Raw genomic sequence first — 15,205 nt, 5'->3', positions numbered from 1 at the left:
GCGCGATACGGCGGGCCCCGGCAAAGGGATTGATGCTTCGGAGCATCGCCGAGTGCGACAACGCGGAGGGCCGCCACGGAACGCATCCTGTGATTCGCCGAGGTGGGACGCGGCGGCCCGAGCGGCTGGACGGGTCGGGGTAGCGCGGCGGGAGGTGCTCCGTTGCTCGGCGTGAATTCGGCGGGGATCCGCGGTCGACGCGGGAGCATCGGATCCGAAGCCCGACCGGCCGGGCCGGGCCGATGCCGTTGGTTGCGCCATCCCCGCTGGGCCGCCGAGAAAGGCTGTAGCGGTCGGCGGGCCGGCTCAGGCCGTGGTCGCCGAGGCCGTGGCCGAGGTGGCGACCGTGGGCCGGGTGGCCGGCTCGCCGAGGCGGACCACCACCACGCCCGCGAGAATCAGTGCGCCGCCCAGCAATTGGATCGGGCCGGGGGTTTCGCCGAGCAGCAGCCAGGCGAAGCCGATGGCGGCCACGACCTCGGTGAGGGCGGCGAAGGAGGCCAGGCGGGAGCCGAGCAGGCGGGTGGCGGCGATCCCGGAGAGGTAGGCCAGGGCCGCGGTGATCACGCCCAGGGCGAGCAGGGGCGTCCACCAGGGGGTGGTGAAGTCGTCGAAGGCCACGGGGTTCGCGGTGGTGCGCAGCGGGACGATGCCGAGCAGGCCCGCGGCGAGAATGCCGAGACCGCCGATCAGCAGGCCGCCGGTGGCCAGCACCGCGCCGGGCAGCGCCTCGCCGCTCTGGCCCGACAGCACGAAGTACACGGCGGCGCCGGCCATCGCGCCCAGCGCCCAGAGGATTCCGATCCAGCTGGTGTCGGCCCCGGAGCGCAGATCCAGGACCAGCAGCAGTCCGGCGATGCCGATGACGGCCCCGAGAACCGTTGCGCGCCCGGGCTGCTGGCGGTGCCGCAGCCACAGCCACAGCACCACCGCGATGGGCGCGGTGTACTCGATGAGCAGGGCGACGCCGACTTCCATGTGCGCGACGGCGTTGAAGTACGCCAGCTGCGCACCGGCGACGGCGGCCAGGCCGTACATGACGAGCAGCGGGGCGTTCTGCCGCAGCAGTTCCCAGCGCCCGCGCAATTGCACCAGCGCCACCGGCAGCAGCACCAGCGCGCCGAGCAGCACGCGCACGATCACCGTCGAGGCCGGGCTCCACCCCGCGTTCATCATGCCGCGGCCGAGGCTGCCCGAGAGGCCGAAGGAGGCGGCCGACAACGCCGCGAGCAACAGGCCGTTCCGGATCCGGCTCGGCACCGCGGTGTCATGAGTCAAAGTCGCCATGACTAATGACGCTAAGGCTCGTGCGGTAATGTGTCAACATGTCTTTTGCTCATGACACAGTGGCGTCGATGGCCGCCGCGGTCGAGCTGGTGAATTCGGCCGAGGCGCCGGACACGATGACCGACGCCGAGCAGCTCGCGGAGTTCTTCGACCGCCACGGCTACACCGGCGTCCGCACGGGCGACGCGCGGGAACTGGCCGCGGTGCGGGCCCAGCGCGCCCCGATGCGCGAGCTGCTGACCGCCGATCGCGACACCGCGGTGACCCTGGTGAACGAGATCCTGGCCCGCCACCGCGCGGTCCCGCGCCTGGTGCGTCACGACGCCCTGGACTACCACGTGCACGCGGTCCCGCCGGACGCTCCGCTGGATGTGCGCATCGCCGTGGAGACGGCCATGGCGATGATCGACCTGATCCGCGCCGACGAGCTCAGCCGCCTGGCCCTGTGTGCCGATGAGACCTGCGACGGCATCGTTCTGGACTTGTCCCGCAACAGATCTCGCCGCTACTGCAGCGTGGCGTGCGGCAACCGCAACGCCGTCGCGGCCTATCGCGCTCGAAAGAAGTGATCGGATCGTGAAGCGCTACGGCGTCTCACGATCGGCGAGCTGATCCTGCAACCCCTGTAGCAGCGCGGCCAGCCCGAACTCGAAGCTGCTGTCCGGCGCGGCGTTGTAGTCGGTGGCGGCCTGGCGCTCGATGCGCGCCCGCAACCGCGGGAACTCCATCGCGACCGCGGTGGCCTCGGACATCGCTTCGCTCAGTTTGGCTTCCGGGTCGCCGCCGTTGCGGCCGAGCCGCCGCTCGATCGAGATGTTCGCCGCGGCCCCGACCGCGTTGCCGAGCACGAACATGAACACGGTCGCCGCGGCCCGGTCGGCCGCGTCGTCGTCGAAGCCGGCGCGCTCGTACACCGTGAGCACGTGCTCGTCGTGGCGGGACTTGTTGGGGCCGTAGAGCAGATAGCCGGCCTGCGCCTGCACGATCCACGGGTGCCGGTTCAGCATCGTGTACATCCCGGTGGCCAGGAGCTCGGCCGCCGCGCGCCAGTCGAGGGCGTCCAGGTCGGGTAGTTCGATCTCGGCCCACACCTCGTCGGTGGCCAGGCGCACCAGATTGTCCTTGTTGCGGACGTGCCAGTACATGGCGGTGGCGGCGGCGTCGAGCCGCTTGCCCAGTTCGCGCATGTTCAGTCCGTCCAGGCCCTGTTCGTCGAGCAGGTCGATGGCGGTCCCGATGATCTGTTCGCGGGTGAGCGTTTCGCGCGGCATGCCCCGACTTTAGGTGCTCACCAGGCACTTTCACAAAGTTCAAGAAACTACTTGCACTTAGTTCAAGTACTCGGCTATGGTTCCCTTGTACTTAGTTCAAGTCGGACCCGCCGAGACCGCGGGCCGCGAAGCAGGAGACCGAAACATGAACGCCGTCATCGCCACCAGCGCCCTCGCCATCGCCGCCGCCTTCGTGAGCATGCCGATCGTGCGCAGCCGCTACGGCAAGCCCGCCATGGCCCGCGCCGAGGCCGAACTGGCCCGCCAGGGCGTGCGCACCAGCGTGCTGCGCGAGAACGGCATGCGCTTCGACGCCAGCGGCCACGAGAGTGCCGCGCCGATCAGCATCGCGGCGATCATGATCGCGCTGGCCGGGCTCAACTTCGCCGGCGCGGACCTGGCTCGCCCGCTGAACTGGGTGCTGCTGACCCTGGTGCTGCTCGGCAACGGCGTGATCCTGTACAGCAACCTCACCGCGGTGCAGTCGGTGCGCGCGGCCTTCGCGAAGAAGGGCGACCCGATGCTGGCCCGCATCGACGTCCCCGCCCTGCTGAAGGAGGCCGAAGCGGGCTTCCCGGACTGGACCTGGACGCTGCAGAACATCCGGCACGTGCTGGTCTTCGGCGGCGCCGCCCTGGGCCTGGTTCTCACCGCCCTGATCTGACCGGGTACCCCGGCGCACGCGAGTCGATGCGCACCTGTGGGATAGGGCACCGATCCGGATCCCGCCCCTGCACACGAAGGGGAATCCGGTGCTAGCGTGCCTACGTTCCAGAAGTCCTATGGGGGTCGAGCGGGTAATGACGAAAACGCAAGCGTCGCTGCGGCCCTATGACGTGGTACTGGTCGGCGGCGGAATCATGAGCGCGACCCTGGGTCTGCTGCTCAAACATCTGGAACCGACCTGGACGATCGCGGTGTACGAGCGACTACCCGAATTGGCGGGCGAGGCCTCGGACCCCTGGAACAACGCCGGTACCGGCCATTCCGGGCTGTGCGAACTGAATTACACCGCCGAACTGCCGGACGGCTCGATCGATATCGGCCGGGCGCTCACGGTCAACGAGCAGTTCCAGCAGAGTCGCCAATTGTGGGCGGCGCTGGTGGAGGCCGGAATCCTCGGCAAGCCGGAGACTTTCATCAATCCGGTGCCGCATATGACGCTGGTGCACGGCAAGACCGATGTCGATTATCTCCGGCGCAGATTCGAGACCCTGTCCGAGAACGCGCTTTTCGGCTCCATGAGATTCAGCGACGATCCCGCCGTCATCGGCGAATGGGCCCCGCTGCTCGCGCAATCGCGTGACCCGGGCGAGCCGATCGCCGCCACCCGGGACGTGACCGGCAGCGACGTGAACTTCGGCGCCCTCGCCAAACAGATCTTCACCTACCTCAAGAGCGTCGACGTCTCGATCAATCCGCGCTGCGAGGTCCGGGGGATGCGTCGCAACAACGACGGCTCCTGGCAACTGCGCATTCATCAGCACACCGACAACGACCGCTTCACGCACAAGGTCGACGCGCGTTTCGTTTTCGCCGGCGGTGGTGGCTGGGCGCTGAAACTGCTGCAGAAGGCCGGTGTGCCCGAAGCGCGCGGATACGGGCTGCTCCCGGTGAGCGGGCGGTTCCTGCGTTGCGACAATCCGGAGATCATCGCGCGGCACGACGCGAAAGTGTACGGCAAGGCGCCGGTCGGAGCGCCGCCGATGTCCATGCCGCACTTGGATACTCGCGTCATCGACGGGGAGCGGGCGCTGTTGTTCGGCCCCTACGCGGGGACGAACCCCAAATTCCTGAAGAACGGCTCGATCCTGGACGCGCCGGGTTCGCTGCGCCCGCACAACATCGGGCCGCTGACCTCGATGCTGGCGAGCAATCTGCCGCTGGTCTGGCTGCTCACCAAACAGCTCACCGCCACCCGCAAGAAGAAACTCGCCGCGCTGCGCGAATTCGCGCCCGAAGCGGTCATGGACGACTGGACCATGATCACCGCCGGTCAGCGCGCGCAGATCGTCAAGGGGGAACCCGGCCGCCGCGGGGTGCTGGAGTTCGGTACCGAAGTCGTTGCCGCGCACGATGGTTCGATCGCGGCCGTCCTGGGCGCGTCGCCGGGGGCGTCGACCGCACCGGCGATTCTGCTGGAGGTGCTGGCCCGGTGCTTCCCGTCGTATCAGCGCTATTGGGCGCCGAGCCTGCGCGAACTGATCCCCACCCTGGGCTCGAGTCTGGCCGGTGACGCGGCCCTGGCGCGGCACACCACCTCCCGCACCGCCGAGATCCTGGGATTGACCGCGCCGCTGCGCGACTGAGGCCGGGTCGGCCCGCCGAACACGGCAGGTGCCTGCCATCGTGCCGCCGCACCGTGGACAAGCCCCGCCGCACGCGGTATGAAAATGGAACACGTTTCATTTTTCGCGGTCGACAGGAGATGCGATGGACAGCGCCACCATGGGTGATCTGGTGATGGCCGGCTTCAAGAAGCTGGGCTTCATCCAGTTCACCGGCATCGACGCGGTCGACTTCGCCGTCGGCCGCAATGTGGTGAGCATGGCTCCCAAACCGGAGCACCTCAACCACAACGGCGACATCCACGCGGCCCTGCTGTTCGGCATGGCCGAGACCGCCGCGATGGGCGCGTCCATCTCCGGCATCGTGGATCTGATGGGCGACACCTTCATCGTCGCCCGGGACGGGAAGATCGAGTACCTGGCCCGCGCGAAGGGCGAGGCCGGGCCGTTCCTGGCCACGTCGGAACTGAGCCCGGAGACCGTCGCGCAGACCCGCGCCGACATCGCGGCGGGCGTGGAGATCGAACTCGTCGTCCCGGTAACCATCACTGACACGACCGGAAAGGCCGTCGCCTCGGCGGCTTTCACCGCCGTGATCCGCCCGCGCCGCAAGTAGTTCGCACGCCGCTGTCCGGTGCGCTCGACCCGGGCAGCGCGCTGCGGCCGGGTCGATGGAAGCGCCGGCACCGGATCCTGCGCGCGTCGCGCGGACGAAGTCAGCGTTCGCTGTCCAGCATCGCCAATTGCGCCGCGGCATAACGATCTCCGGCGACCCGATCGGCCGGCGCCGCGTCCTCGATGGCGGCCAACTCGGCGGCGGTGAGCCGAATATCCAGTCCGCCCAGGGCTTCGGCCCAGCGCTCGGGCCGGCGCGCGCCGATCACCGGCACGATGTCGGAGCCCTGCACGAGCACCCAGGCGATGGCCAGCTGGGCCACGCTCACCCCGTGCCGTTCGGCGACGGCGGCGAGTTCGGCGACCAGGCGCAGGTTCGCGTCCAGGTTCTCGCCCTGGAAACGCGGGCTGTGCGCCCGGAAGTCGTCGGCGGCCAGCGGTGCGCCGGTGCGCAGGGAATCGCTCAGCAGCCCGCGTGAGAGGACGCCGTAGGCGGTGATCCCGACGCCGAGTTCCCTTGCGGCGGGCAGGATCTCGGACTCGATCCCGCGCGAGATGAGCGAGTACTCGATCTGCAGGTCGGCGATGGGATGCACGGCCGCGGCGCGGCGCAGGGTCTGCGCGCCCACCTCCGAGAGTCCGATGTGCCGCACGTACCCGGCCTCGATCAGCTCCGCGATGGCCCCGACGGTCTCCTCGATGGGCACGTTCGGGTCCAGCCGAGCGGGCCGGTAGATGTCGATGTACTCCACGCCGAGCCGCTGCAGCGAATACGTGAGGAAGTTGCGGATCGCCTCGGGCCGGGTGTCCACACCCCCGAATCCGCCGCCCGGTGCGCGCAGCGCGCCGAATTTCACGCTGAGCGCGTAGTCCTCGCGCTTGCGATCCGCCAGCGCGGTCCGCAACAGCTGCTCGTTGTGCCCCGCGCCGTAGAAGTCGCCGGTGTCGATCAGGTTCGCGCCCGAGTCCAAGGCGGCGTGCACGGTGGCGATGGAGACGGCGTCGTCACTGGCCCCGTACATGCCGGACATACCCATGGCCCCGAGCCCGAGGCGGGAGACGGTGGGCCCGGTGCTGCCGAGCCGGACGGTGTCGATGTGCTTGGTCATGGGAACAACTCTGCGCCCGCACGCCCCGGACCGGCAGAGACGCGCGATCGGGGGATAGCGGGTCCCTGGCTGGGGTGGCGCGGGAGGAGGACAGTGGGGGAGTGAACCGCGACGAACTCGCCGACTTCCTGCGCCGCCGGCGCGAGGCCCTGCAACCGGCCGCCGTCGGGCTGCCGCCGGGGCTGCGGCGGCGCACCCCCGGCCTGCGCCGGGACGAGGTCGCGCTGCTCGCGGGCATGTCCACCGACTACTACACGCGTCTCGAGCAGGCGCGCGGCCCGCGTCCGTCCACCCAGGTGCTGGCCGCTCTCGCGCGCGCCCTGCGGCTGTCCGACGGCGAGCGCGACCACCTCTATCACCTGGCGGGGCAGCAGCCGCCCGCTCGCGGCGGCGACACCCACGTCGGGCCCGGCATCCTGCACGTGCTGACCAAGTTGGACGACACCCCCGCCTGCGTCATCTCCGATCTCGGCGAGATCCTGGTCCAGAACCGCATGCACACCCTGCTCTCCGGGGACTTCTCGCACCGCCGCGGCCTGGACCGCTGCCTGCCCTGGCTCTGGTTCACCGCGCCGGACGAGCGGGGCCGATTCCCGGCCGAGGACCACGACGCCATGGGCCGCCACCACGTGGCCGGCCTGCGCGAGGCCGCCGCCCGCCGCGCGGGCGACGCCGACGTCACCGAACTGGTGACTCGCCTGCGCGCCACCGGCCCCGAGTTCGAAGCGCTGTGGAACGAACACGAGATCCGCGATCCGGGCGGCTACGTCAAACGCATGATCCACCCGGAAGTCGGCCTGCTGGAGCTGGTCTGCGAACCCCTGCTCACCCCGAGCTCCACCCGCCAGCTCCTGGTCTACTACCCGAAACCCGGCACCGACACCCAGCAGAAACTCGACCTCCTCCGCGTGATCGGCACCCAAACCCTCACCACCCGAACATGATTCGACCCGACTACGCCGTTGCCGAAGACTCTTCGGCGTGTGAGCCGAACCCACCGCGCATCCGGGTATCACGATGCAGCCGGCTGGAAGGTCGGTTGCGTGAACGCGGCCGAGTACAAGTTGTCGCCGAATCGACCGACACGGAGCGCGGTTGACCGCACATCGCGCGCCAGCACTGTCCGACGCCAGTGAGAGTCGCGTCCGCAGGGAGAACGCGTGCTGCCGCGGAGCGCCGCGACCGGTGCCGGAATTCGCGCGCCGCCTCTCGAAGGCCGGGCGAGTCTTCCTGTGGAGAAACGCATTCGGCCCCGGAGAGCTGCTCCGAGGCCGAAATTCATTGCGCGACTACACGCTCAGTCGTGCCGCACGCCCGTGTGCCGCTTACGCGGCTTCAGCCGCCCGCCGGGCAGGGGCGGGGCGGGGATCCGTTCGTCCGGGGTGTGCCCCGCGATATCGGGGAAGCGCCCGAGATCGTGGTTCTCCCAGTCGTTCCGGGCCGCCTCGATCTCATCGTGACTGCGCCCCACGAAGTTCCACCACATGACCAGATCCTCGGCCAGGGGCTCGCCGCCGATCAGCAGCAGGCGCGCGCCCTCGGTCTCGTGCAGGCGCACCTCTGTGCGGTCGCTGCCCAGGTACAGCAGGGCGCCCGGCTCGGCCCGGCTGTCCTGCACCAGCAGCCCGCCCTCGACCACCAGGACCGCGTACTCGAACTCCGGGTTCAGCGGCAGCCGCACGTCCGTGTCCGGGGCCACGCGCAGGTCCGCGCCGACGATCGGGGTGTAGGCGATGGCGGGGGAGGTGACCGCGCCGAGGGTGCCGATCAGCACCGTGCCCCGCACGCCCGGCAGCTCGAACTCCGGCAGCTCCCGGTGCTGTTCGAAATGCGGTGCCACCCAGCGACTCTCGTCGGGCAGCGCGATCCACAGCTGCAGACCCGCCCCGGACTCGTGCCCGGCCACCCGGTACTCCGAGTGCGCGATGCCGCGGCCCGAGGTCATGATGTTCAGCTGCCCGGGCGCGATCTCCACATCCGATCCCACCGAATCGCGGTGGCGGATGCGGCCGTCCAAAGGCCAAGTGACCGTTTGCAATCCGATGTGCGGATGCGGTTCGATGTCGTGTCCCGCCGGATTGGCGGCGGAACCGGAGCCGAAATTGTCCAGGAAGCACCACGCGCCGACGGTGGGCAGATCCCGCTGCGGCAGCGTCCGGAACACGGTGACCCCGCGCACCCCGCCGAGCGGAACCTCGCGCGCGGGAAAGAATTCCGCGCGCGGACCCGGCCGCCCGGACGCCTCGCACAGCGCGGCCTCCGGATTCGGCTCCAGGTCACTCATCGTTTGATGCCCTTGCCGACGACGTGCGCGTCGTACTCCGGATGCTTGTCCAGCCACGCCTTGATGAACGGGCAGCGCGGCACGATGACCCGCCCGCGCGCGATCACGTCCTCGATGGCGTCGTGGGCCAGGACGCTGCCCAGCCCCTTCCCGCCGAACGCGGGGTCGATCTCGGTGTGGATGAAGACGGTGTCGTCATCGCGCTCACGGTATTCGGTGAACCCGGCGAGCGAGCTCCCGTACCACACCTCGTATCGGTGTTGTGATTCATTACGGACGACGGCGGCCGCCACGGCCTGTTCGCTCATTGTTCAGTTCTCCTTCCGCACCCGCACCGGATGTTTGCTCAGAATCGATACGCGATTGAACGCGCCGATGGTCGTCGCGGCCCAGATGAGGACAGACATCTGGTCATCCGACAAATGTTGCCGCGCAGCAGCATACTCATCGTCGAGGACTTCCTCGGCCGGTAACGAAGTCACGGTTTCGGAAATGGCGAGCGCCGCGCGCTCCTGCTCGGTATACAGGTGCGGACTGCGCCGCCACGCGGCCAGCACCGACAATTGCTGCGGGGTGACGCCCGCCTCGAGCGCGGCCCGGGAATGGACGTCGAGGCAGTAGGCGCAGCCATTGAGCTGGGATACCCGCATATTCACCAGCTCCATCACCGCCCGCCCCAATTCGACCGCCGCGGCGGCATTGCGGACCGCCACCGCGACGCTGTTCAACGCGTGAAAGACCTCGGGCGTCTGCTTGTCCAGCCAGACGCGGTCGTGAAGTACAGGGGACTGCATAGTGGGGGAATCGTAAGCCGAGAAGCTGAACCGTGCCCTCCGGTCTGGAAATTGCGCGTGGCGTGGAATATCGGCGGTCGCCGCGCGGTTGCGAACCGAACGGAATGACTCACTCTCAGTTCGGAGCGGACATGGGCCCCTTCTCGACCGGTGACGCGCAGGTCCGCACGCGGGTACGCATACCGCTGACCTTCGCGGACGGCTACGCCACCACCGCCGAGGCGGTGACTTTCCGGGGGCTGGCCGACGATCGCGAACACCTCGCGCTCGTGCTGGGCGAGCCCGCCGAGACGCCGCTGGTGCGCCTGCATTCGGAATGCCTCACCGGCGACGTGTTCGGCTCGGCGCGCTGTGACTGCGGACCGCAGTTGCGCGAGGCCGTGGAGTTGATCAGCACGCGCGGCGGCATCCTGCTGTACCTGCGCCAGGAAGGCCGCGACATCGGGCTGTACAACAAGCTCGACGCGTACGCGCTGCAGGATCAGGGCCTGAACACCTACGAGGCCAACGCCGCGCTGGGCCTGCCCGAGGACGCCCGCGACTACACCGCCGCGGCGCAGATGCTCGCCGCGCTCGGTGCCGGCGAACTGGATCTGCTCACCAACAACCCGGAGAAGGCGCGCCAGCTGCGCGCCCTCGGGGTGGCGGTCCGCGAGACGGTCCCCACCGGCGTGCACGAGACGCCGGACAACCTGCGCTACCTGCGCGCGAAGATCGAGCACACCGGGCACACGATCAGCCTGGCGGGCTGAACACCGGATCGCGCCGCGAGCCCGCCCCCGCCGGAAACGGCTGGGGGCGGGCTCGATTCGTCGATTCGTCGGTGCGGTGCGGTGCGGAGGATCGGTGAGGTGAACCGCAGTTCGGCGTGTTGTCGCGATGGACGGCCCATGCCGCCGCAGCCACAAGGCGGCCCGGCTGCCGCCTGCTCGACGCGGTGATACGTGACCGGGCGGCGATGCGTGACCGGACGGCCACGCCGGGACGGCGGCCACGCATCACCTGAATCGGCCGCGCGGGACCGTGCCCCGCTCAGCCGGTCAGCGCCCGGCGCACAACGCTATTCGCGTCCGGCGGAGGTGAAGCTCATGTCCGCGTAGCGATCTCCCGCGACCTGCCCGGCGATCGGCTCCAGGGCCGCGAGCTCGTCGGCCGTGAGGACGACCGTCGCCGCGCCCACGTTCTCCGCGACGCGGGTGCGGCTGCGGGTGCCCGGGATCGGCACCACGGGGAGCCCGTGCACCTGCGCGCGCGAGTGCACCCAGGCCAGCGCGACCTGTGCCGGGGTGATCCCCTTCGCCTCGGCGATCGCCCGCAGCGGGGCCAGCAGCTCGAAGTTGCGCTCCGCGTTCTCCCCTGCCAAGCGCGGGAAGATCCGGCGGATATCACCCTGTGCCAGTTCACCGTTGGTGGACACCCCGCCGGTGAGGAAGCCGCGCCCGAGCGGCGAGTACGGCACGAAGGTGACCCCGAGCTCGGCGGCCGCGGGCACCACGGTGTTCTCCACGTCGCGGGAGAACAGCGACCACTCCGACTGCACGGCGGCGATCGGGTGCACGGCGTATCCCTCGCGCAGTTCCGCGCCGGTCACCTCGGACAGGCCGAGCTGACGCACCTTGCCCGCCGCGACCAATTCCGCCAGGACGCCGACGGTGTCGGCCACCGGCACGCCGTCCTGCTTGCGGTGCATGTAGTACAGGTCGATCACGTCGATGCCGAGCCGGCGCAGGCTCGCGTCGACGGCCCGGCGGATGTAGTCGGGGGAGTTGTCGACACCCCGGTAGGCGGGGTCGTCGGCCTTGCGGACGATGCCGAACTTCGTTGCCAGCGTGATCTTCTCGCGATTCGCCGCGACGAAATCGGCGAGGAATTCCTCGTTGTGCCCGCTGCCGTAGATGTCGGCGGTGTCGAACAGCGTCACCCCGAGCTCCAGGGCCCGCTCCAGGGTGGCCCGGGCCTCGGCGGCGTCGGTGGGTCCGTAGAACTCGCTGATCCCCATGGCGCCGTAGCCCTGCGCGCCGACCTGGATCTCGCCGAGGGCGGTGGTGGGCAGAATCTGGGTGTCGGTCATGCCGGTTTCCCTTCGCTAGCGCGCGTTGCCGTCACGGTCCGCCAGTCGGCTCCGGGATTGCCCTCGTAGAGGGCGATCTTGCAGTCGAGGACGGCCACGGTCTGTCGGAGTTCCTCGATCCGGTCGAGCACCTCGGCCCGGGTGCGCCGGAACATGTCCAGGCGTTGCGGGAAGGTGTGATCCCCGGCGCGCACCAGCTCGGCGTAGGACACCATGTCCGCCACCGGCATTCCGGTGCGCCGCAGCTTCCCGATGAGAGCCAGCCAGTCCAGATCGCGCGCGCTGAAGCGGCGCTGCCCGGAATGATCGCGGCCCACGTAATCCATCAGGCCGATGCGCTCGTACCAGCGCAGGGTGTCCCGGGTGAGCCCGCACCGCTCGGAGACCTCTCCGATGGAATACCGCGGTCGCTCGTAGTCGGGGGCTTCCCACGCTGGTGCGTTCACCGGTCTCGCCTTTCTCTCGGAACAACAACGACGCTAGCCACCTGGAGTGCACTCCAAGCAAGCCCGATTCTGCCGAGATTTCCGCGCCGTGGCGACCCGCCGGGGCCGCGGGGGTGCGAGGTTCTCCTGTGCACGGCTGTGGATGGATTCCGCGCCTACTCTGGTGAACATGTCCAAAGAGATTGATCGGGTCCGGGCGCGATCGGCGCTGGCGACCGTCAAGGAACAGCCGGTCATCGCCGCCATCGCGGCGCTACCGGTCGTGGTTGTGCTGGGTGTGGTGTGGGCGCTGCTGGGGTTTTTCCCGGCGCTGCTGCTCCTGCTCGTGTTCGGCGGCGTGGTCGTGGTGCGCGGCAAGCTGCTGAAGTAGCCCGGCCCGCGTTCGGCGTGCGCTAGCGCGCGATGTGGAAGCGCACCAGCTCGCCCGTGCCCGGGTCGATCGCTGCCCAATCACGGTCGAATTCCAGAACCGCCAGCGCGGAGGTGGGGAATTTCCGGCTCAGCTCCTCGGCGGCCGCGGAGTCGCGATTGCTCGCCAATTCCCATGCCGTCCACGGCATTCCGGGGGAGTGGCCGACGATCAGCAGCGTCTGCACCGCCGGATCGGTGAGCTGCGCCAGTTCGATGAGCGTGTGCGGGGACGCCTCGTAGATGGACTCCTCGAACGTCACCGGGGCGTCGATGCCGGTGGCCGTCAGGGTTTCGCGCGTGCGCTGCGCGGTCGAACAGCACACCGCGTCGATACGCGGCTGGGTCTCGCGCAGCCAGTCGCCCGCGATCGCCGCCTCGCGCAGCCCGCGCGGAGCGAGCGGCCGCTCATGGTCCGCCACGCCCTCCGGGTAGCCGGATTTGCCGTGACGCATCAGGATGAGGGTCCGTGCCATGGTCACAACGGTAAGCCCACCCGCGCGGAGTCCGGCCGAGACGGGGCCAGGAACACCGGATTCCGCTCCCGGCGAGAGACGGGACTCACACTCGAGGCACACTAGGGGAGGCGTCACACCTAGTGCGTACTGGCGCTCAACCCCCGCATATATTAGAACGTGTTCTACCCGCCCTGCTCGAACCCCGAGCGGAGTAGCACCACGCGACTGTTTCGAGGATCTGCGAGATATGGCCTATGTGATCACGCAGCGTTGTTGCAACGACGCCAGCTGCGTTCCCGAGTGTCCGGTCGATTGCATTCGTCCCACTCCCGAGCAACGGGAGTTCGCGTCGACCGAGCAGCTCTATATCGACCCCGATACCTGTATCGACTGTGGCGCGTGTGTGGACGCCTGCCCGGTCGACGCGATCTTCTCGGAAGATGATCTGCTCTCGTCTCTGGCCCGGTTCCGCGACATCAACGCTTCCTACTTCGTCCGGCATCCGCTGGAGTCGAACTTCGAGCCCCTGGTGCCGCCCACCCGCGCGCCCAAGGATCGCGGCACCCTGCGCGTCGCCATCGTCGGCGCGGGCCCGGCCGCCTGCTACGCGGCCGAGGAACTGCTGCGCCGCGCCGACGTGGAGGTGGAGCTGTTCGACCGGCTTCCCACCCCGTACGGCCTGGTGCGCGCGGGCGTCGCGCCGGACCACCCGGGCACCAAAGCGGTAGCGGGCCTGTTCGAGTCGGCGTTCCGGCGCGACGCGCTGCAGTACCGGCTGAACGTCGAGGTCGGCAAACACATCAGCCACGACGAGCTGGTGGCCCACCACCACGCGGTGATCTACGCGCACGGCGCGTCCACCGATCGCCGCCTGAACGTGCCCGGCGAGGATCTGCCCGGTTCGCACTCGGCCACCGAGTTCGTGGCCTGGTACAACGGGCATCCGGATTTCGCGGATCGCGAATTCGACCTCTCGGGCGAGCGCGCGATCATCGTCGGCAACGGCAACGTGGCGCTGGACGTGGCACGCGTGCTCACCGTCGATCCGGATGTGCTGGCCAAGACCGACATCGCCGATCACGCCCTGGACGCGCTGCGCCGCAGCAACATCCAGGAGGTGGTGGTGCTCGGCCGCCGCGGCCCGCTGCAGGCGGCGTACACCTCGCCGGAATTCCTGGCGCTCGCGCACCTGAAGAACGTCGACATCATCGTCGATCCGGACGAGCTGGCGCTGGATCCGTCCAGCCAGGCCGAGCTGGATGATCCCGAGGTCGAGCCCTCGCTCCAGCTCAAGTACACCCTGGCGCAGGAGTACGCCGCCCTCGCGCCCACCCCGGGCCGCAAGCGGATCGTGTTCCGGTACCTGGTCTCGCCGACCGCCGTCACCGGCGACGGCAAGGTCGAGGGCCTGGAGTACGTGCACAACGAGCTGGTCGAGGAGAACGGCCGCCCGGTGGCCTACGCCTCCGAGCGCACCGGCAGCCTGGACGCCTCGCTGGTGCTGCGCTCGATCGGCTACAAGGGCAAGGCCATCGCCGACATCCCGTTCGACGAGAGCAACGGCGTGGTGCCCAACGAGCACGGCAGGGTCGTCGACGCCGACGGGCAGCCGCTGCAGGGCATCTATGTCTCCGGCTGGATCAAGCGCGGCCCGCGCGGCGTCATCGGCTCCAACCGGGTCGATTCCCAGGAGACCGTGGATCAGCTCATCGCCGACTTCTCGGCGGGCACGCTGGCCGCGCCCCAGGCGGATCGCGCCGCCCTGGACGCGCTGCTGGCCCAGCGCCAGCCCGAGGCCATCGGCCGCGACGGCTGGAAGGCGATCGACGCGGCCGAGCGCACCGCGGGCAAGGCCGCCGGCCGCCCCCGCGTGAAGTTCACCAGCCTCGAGGATCTCCTCAAGGCCGCCAAGGGCTGACGCCCCCGGCACGAACACGACTGTGGCCCACCGGTTTCCCGGTGGGCCACAGTGCTGTCCACGCTCGCCCGGAAAGTTCGCTCGCCCGGCGGCCGCCCACACTGAACGGCCGCCCCCATCGGCCGCGGACTCGAGATGCCCTGCCGAACCGCGGGTTTCGGTTGGATCCGAGACGCGGTCGGCAACCGGCCGACGCGGGGATCCGGCCGATCTCGGGCCTCGGCCGCCGCAAGCGACCGATCGATCGAGCCGGCAG

The 15,205-nt window shown here is 69.5% G+C and carries 17 protein-coding genes; 8 read left to right on the top strand and 9 right to left on the bottom strand.

Annotated elements, in window-relative coordinates; translation table 11 throughout:
* Positions 1 to 306: 306 nt before the first annotated feature.
* The gene (locus ACFVBH_RS17570; protein WP_379002499.1) at positions 307 to 1,287 is read right to left on the bottom strand and encodes a DMT family transporter; all 981 of its coding nucleotides are present in this window, start codon (positions 1,285 to 1,287) and stop codon (positions 307 to 309) included.
* Between the two features lie 38 nt (positions 1,288 to 1,325).
* Here ACFVBH_RS17570 and ACFVBH_RS17565 point away from each other — a divergent pair, with 38 nt between their 5' ends.
* Positions 1,326 to 1,856, top strand: coding sequence for a CGNR zinc finger domain-containing protein (locus ACFVBH_RS17565; protein ID WP_354987545.1), 531 nt, complete (start codon positions 1,326 to 1,328; stop codon positions 1,854 to 1,856).
* Positions 1,857 to 1,871: 15 nt separating this feature from the next.
* On the opposite strand, the gene ACFVBH_RS17560 is transcribed toward ACFVBH_RS17565, so the two are convergent.
* Positions 1,872 to 2,558, bottom strand: a complete 687-nt coding sequence (locus tag ACFVBH_RS17560; RefSeq protein WP_379002496.1) for a TetR/AcrR family transcriptional regulator — start codon at positions 2,556 to 2,558, stop codon at positions 1,872 to 1,874.
* 145 nt (positions 2,559 to 2,703) lie between these two features.
* Between ACFVBH_RS17560 and ACFVBH_RS17555 the strand changes: the two genes are divergently transcribed.
* The 3 genes from ACFVBH_RS17555 (at position 2,704) to ACFVBH_RS17545 (ending at position 5,462) form a co-directional block, all read left to right on the top strand.
* Positions 2,704 to 3,222, top strand: a complete 519-nt coding sequence (locus ACFVBH_RS17555) for a hypothetical protein (RefSeq protein WP_379002494.1) — start codon at positions 2,704 to 2,706, stop codon at positions 3,220 to 3,222.
* Positions 3,223 to 3,358: 136 nt separating this feature from the next.
* Positions 3,359 to 4,867, top strand: coding sequence for a malate dehydrogenase (quinone) (gene mqo, locus ACFVBH_RS17550; RefSeq protein ID WP_379002491.1), 1,509 nt, complete (start codon positions 3,359 to 3,361; stop codon positions 4,865 to 4,867).
* A gap of 124 nt (positions 4,868 to 4,991) precedes the next feature.
* On the top strand, positions 4,992 to 5,462 hold the full coding sequence (locus ACFVBH_RS17545; RefSeq protein WP_379002489.1) for a PaaI family thioesterase: 471 nt from the start codon (positions 4,992 to 4,994) through the stop codon (positions 5,460 to 5,462).
* A 100-nt stretch (positions 5,463 to 5,562) separates the two neighbouring features.
* Here the strand turns inward: ACFVBH_RS17545 and ACFVBH_RS17540 are convergent, their stop codons facing one another.
* Positions 5,563 to 6,570 carry an aldo/keto reductase gene (locus tag ACFVBH_RS17540; protein WP_379002487.1) on the bottom strand — a complete coding sequence of 336 codons (1,008 nt, stop codon included), beginning with the start codon at positions 6,568 to 6,570 and terminating at the stop codon, positions 5,563 to 5,565.
* Between the two features lie 101 nt (positions 6,571 to 6,671).
* Between ACFVBH_RS17540 and ACFVBH_RS17535 the strand changes: the two genes are divergently transcribed.
* Positions 6,672 to 7,514 (top strand): helix-turn-helix transcriptional regulator, encoded by an 843-nt coding sequence (locus tag ACFVBH_RS17535; protein WP_379002485.1) that lies wholly within the window; start codon positions 6,672 to 6,674, stop codon positions 7,512 to 7,514.
* 353 nt (positions 7,515 to 7,867) lie between these two features.
* Here ACFVBH_RS17535 and ACFVBH_RS17530 read toward each other — a convergent pair whose 3' ends face one another.
* Genes ACFVBH_RS17530 through ACFVBH_RS17520 form a run of 3 tightly spaced genes read right to left on the bottom strand, consistent with a single transcriptional unit; the run spans position 7,868 to position 9,648 of the window.
* Positions 7,868 to 8,854: a pirin family protein gene (locus ACFVBH_RS17530; RefSeq protein ID WP_354987538.1), complete on the bottom strand. Its 987-nt coding sequence runs from the start codon at positions 8,852 to 8,854 to the stop codon at positions 7,868 to 7,870.
* Positions 8,851 to 9,162, bottom strand: a complete 312-nt coding sequence (locus ACFVBH_RS17525; protein ID WP_354987537.1) for a GNAT family N-acetyltransferase — start codon at positions 9,160 to 9,162, stop codon at positions 8,851 to 8,853. The genes ACFVBH_RS17530 and ACFVBH_RS17525 overlap by 4 nt, the downstream gene beginning before the upstream one ends.
* A 3-nt stretch (positions 9,163 to 9,165) precedes the next feature.
* Positions 9,166 to 9,648, bottom strand: a complete 483-nt coding sequence (locus tag ACFVBH_RS17520; RefSeq protein WP_354987536.1) for a carboxymuconolactone decarboxylase family protein — start codon at positions 9,646 to 9,648, stop codon at positions 9,166 to 9,168.
* Positions 9,649 to 9,779: 131 nt separating this feature from the next.
* Between ACFVBH_RS17520 and ribA the strand changes: the two genes are divergently transcribed.
* Positions 9,780 to 10,400 carry a GTP cyclohydrolase II gene (gene ribA / locus ACFVBH_RS17515; protein WP_379002482.1) on the top strand — a complete coding sequence of 207 codons (621 nt, stop codon included), beginning with the start codon at positions 9,780 to 9,782 and terminating at the stop codon, positions 10,398 to 10,400.
* A gap of 308 nt (positions 10,401 to 10,708) precedes the next feature.
* On the opposite strand, the gene ACFVBH_RS17510 is transcribed toward ribA, so the two are convergent.
* On the bottom strand, positions 10,709 to 11,719 hold the full coding sequence (locus ACFVBH_RS17510; protein ID WP_379002480.1) for an aldo/keto reductase: 1,011 nt from the start codon (positions 11,717 to 11,719) through the stop codon (positions 10,709 to 10,711).
* Positions 11,716 to 12,165, bottom strand: a complete 450-nt coding sequence (locus tag ACFVBH_RS17505; RefSeq protein WP_354987533.1) for a MerR family transcriptional regulator — start codon at positions 12,163 to 12,165, stop codon at positions 11,716 to 11,718. Before ACFVBH_RS17505 ends, ACFVBH_RS17510 begins: the two co-directional genes overlap by 4 nt.
* A gap of 169 nt (positions 12,166 to 12,334) precedes the next feature.
* Here ACFVBH_RS17505 and ACFVBH_RS17500 point away from each other — a divergent pair, with 169 nt between their 5' ends.
* Positions 12,335 to 12,535: a hypothetical protein gene (locus ACFVBH_RS17500; RefSeq protein WP_354987532.1), complete on the top strand. Its 201-nt coding sequence runs from the start codon at positions 12,335 to 12,337 to the stop codon at positions 12,533 to 12,535.
* A 22-nt stretch (positions 12,536 to 12,557) separates the two neighbouring features.
* On the opposite strand, the gene ACFVBH_RS17495 is transcribed toward ACFVBH_RS17500, so the two are convergent.
* Positions 12,558 to 13,049 carry a histidine phosphatase family protein gene (locus tag ACFVBH_RS17495; RefSeq protein WP_354987531.1) on the bottom strand — a complete coding sequence of 164 codons (492 nt, stop codon included), beginning with the start codon at positions 13,047 to 13,049 and terminating at the stop codon, positions 12,558 to 12,560.
* 229 nt (positions 13,050 to 13,278) lie between these two features.
* Here ACFVBH_RS17495 and ACFVBH_RS17490 point away from each other — a divergent pair, with 229 nt between their 5' ends.
* Positions 13,279 to 14,949 carry an FAD-dependent oxidoreductase gene (locus ACFVBH_RS17490; protein WP_354987530.1) on the top strand — a complete coding sequence of 557 codons (1,671 nt, stop codon included), beginning with the start codon at positions 13,279 to 13,281 and terminating at the stop codon, positions 14,947 to 14,949.
* The last annotated feature ends 256 nt before the right edge of the window (positions 14,950 to 15,205 follow it).

This window comes from Nocardia sp. NPDC057668, assembly GCF_042799795.1.
GTDB lineage: Bacteria > Actinomycetota > Actinomycetes > Mycobacteriales > Mycobacteriaceae > Nocardia.
Note: the sequence above shows the minus strand (reverse complement) of the source record. Positions and strands in the feature narration are given on the sequence as shown.

What these genes read in the sequence shown, in the direction of transcription:
- ACFVBH_RS17510 (WP_379002480.1), bottom strand. Translation starts at nt 11,719, where the DNA reads ATGACCGACACCCAGATTCTGCCCACCACCGCCCTCGGCGAGATCCAG.
- ACFVBH_RS17540 (WP_379002487.1), bottom strand. Translation starts at nt 6,570, where the DNA reads ATGACCAAGCACATCGACACCGTCCGGCTCGGCAGCACCGGGCCCACC.
- ACFVBH_RS17525 (WP_354987537.1), bottom strand. Translation starts at nt 9,162, where the DNA reads ATGAGCGAACAGGCCGTGGCGGCCGCCGTCGTCCGTAATGAATCACAA.
- ACFVBH_RS17530 (WP_354987538.1), bottom strand. Translation starts at nt 8,854, where the DNA reads ATGAGTGACCTGGAGCCGAATCCGGAGGCCGCGCTGTGCGAGGCGTCC.
- ACFVBH_RS17560 (WP_379002496.1), bottom strand. Translation starts at nt 2,558, where the DNA reads ATGCCGCGCGAAACGCTCACCCGCGAACAGATCATCGGGACCGCCATC.
- ACFVBH_RS17500 (WP_354987532.1), top strand. Translation starts at nt 12,335, where the DNA reads ATGTCCAAAGAGATTGATCGGGTCCGGGCGCGATCGGCGCTGGCGACC.
- ACFVBH_RS17555 (WP_379002494.1), top strand. Translation starts at nt 2,704, where the DNA reads ATGAACGCCGTCATCGCCACCAGCGCCCTCGCCATCGCCGCCGCCTTC.
- mqo (WP_379002491.1), top strand. Translation starts at nt 3,359, where the DNA reads ATGACGAAAACGCAAGCGTCGCTGCGGCCCTATGACGTGGTACTGGTC.
- ACFVBH_RS17495 (WP_354987531.1), bottom strand. Translation starts at nt 13,049, where the DNA reads ATGGCACGGACCCTCATCCTGATGCGTCACGGCAAATCCGGCTACCCG.
- ACFVBH_RS17545 (WP_379002489.1), top strand. Translation starts at nt 4,992, where the DNA reads ATGGACAGCGCCACCATGGGTGATCTGGTGATGGCCGGCTTCAAGAAG.
- ACFVBH_RS17565 (WP_354987545.1), top strand. Translation starts at nt 1,326, where the DNA reads ATGTCTTTTGCTCATGACACAGTGGCGTCGATGGCCGCCGCGGTCGAG.
- ACFVBH_RS17570 (WP_379002499.1), bottom strand. Translation starts at nt 1,287, where the DNA reads ATGGCGACTTTGACTCATGACACCGCGGTGCCGAGCCGGATCCGGAAC.
- ACFVBH_RS17520 (WP_354987536.1), bottom strand. Translation starts at nt 9,648, where the DNA reads ATGCAGTCCCCTGTACTTCACGACCGCGTCTGGCTGGACAAGCAGACG.
- ribA (WP_379002482.1), top strand. Translation starts at nt 9,780, where the DNA reads ATGGGCCCCTTCTCGACCGGTGACGCGCAGGTCCGCACGCGGGTACGC.
- ACFVBH_RS17490 (WP_354987530.1), top strand. Translation starts at nt 13,279, where the DNA reads ATGGCCTATGTGATCACGCAGCGTTGTTGCAACGACGCCAGCTGCGTT.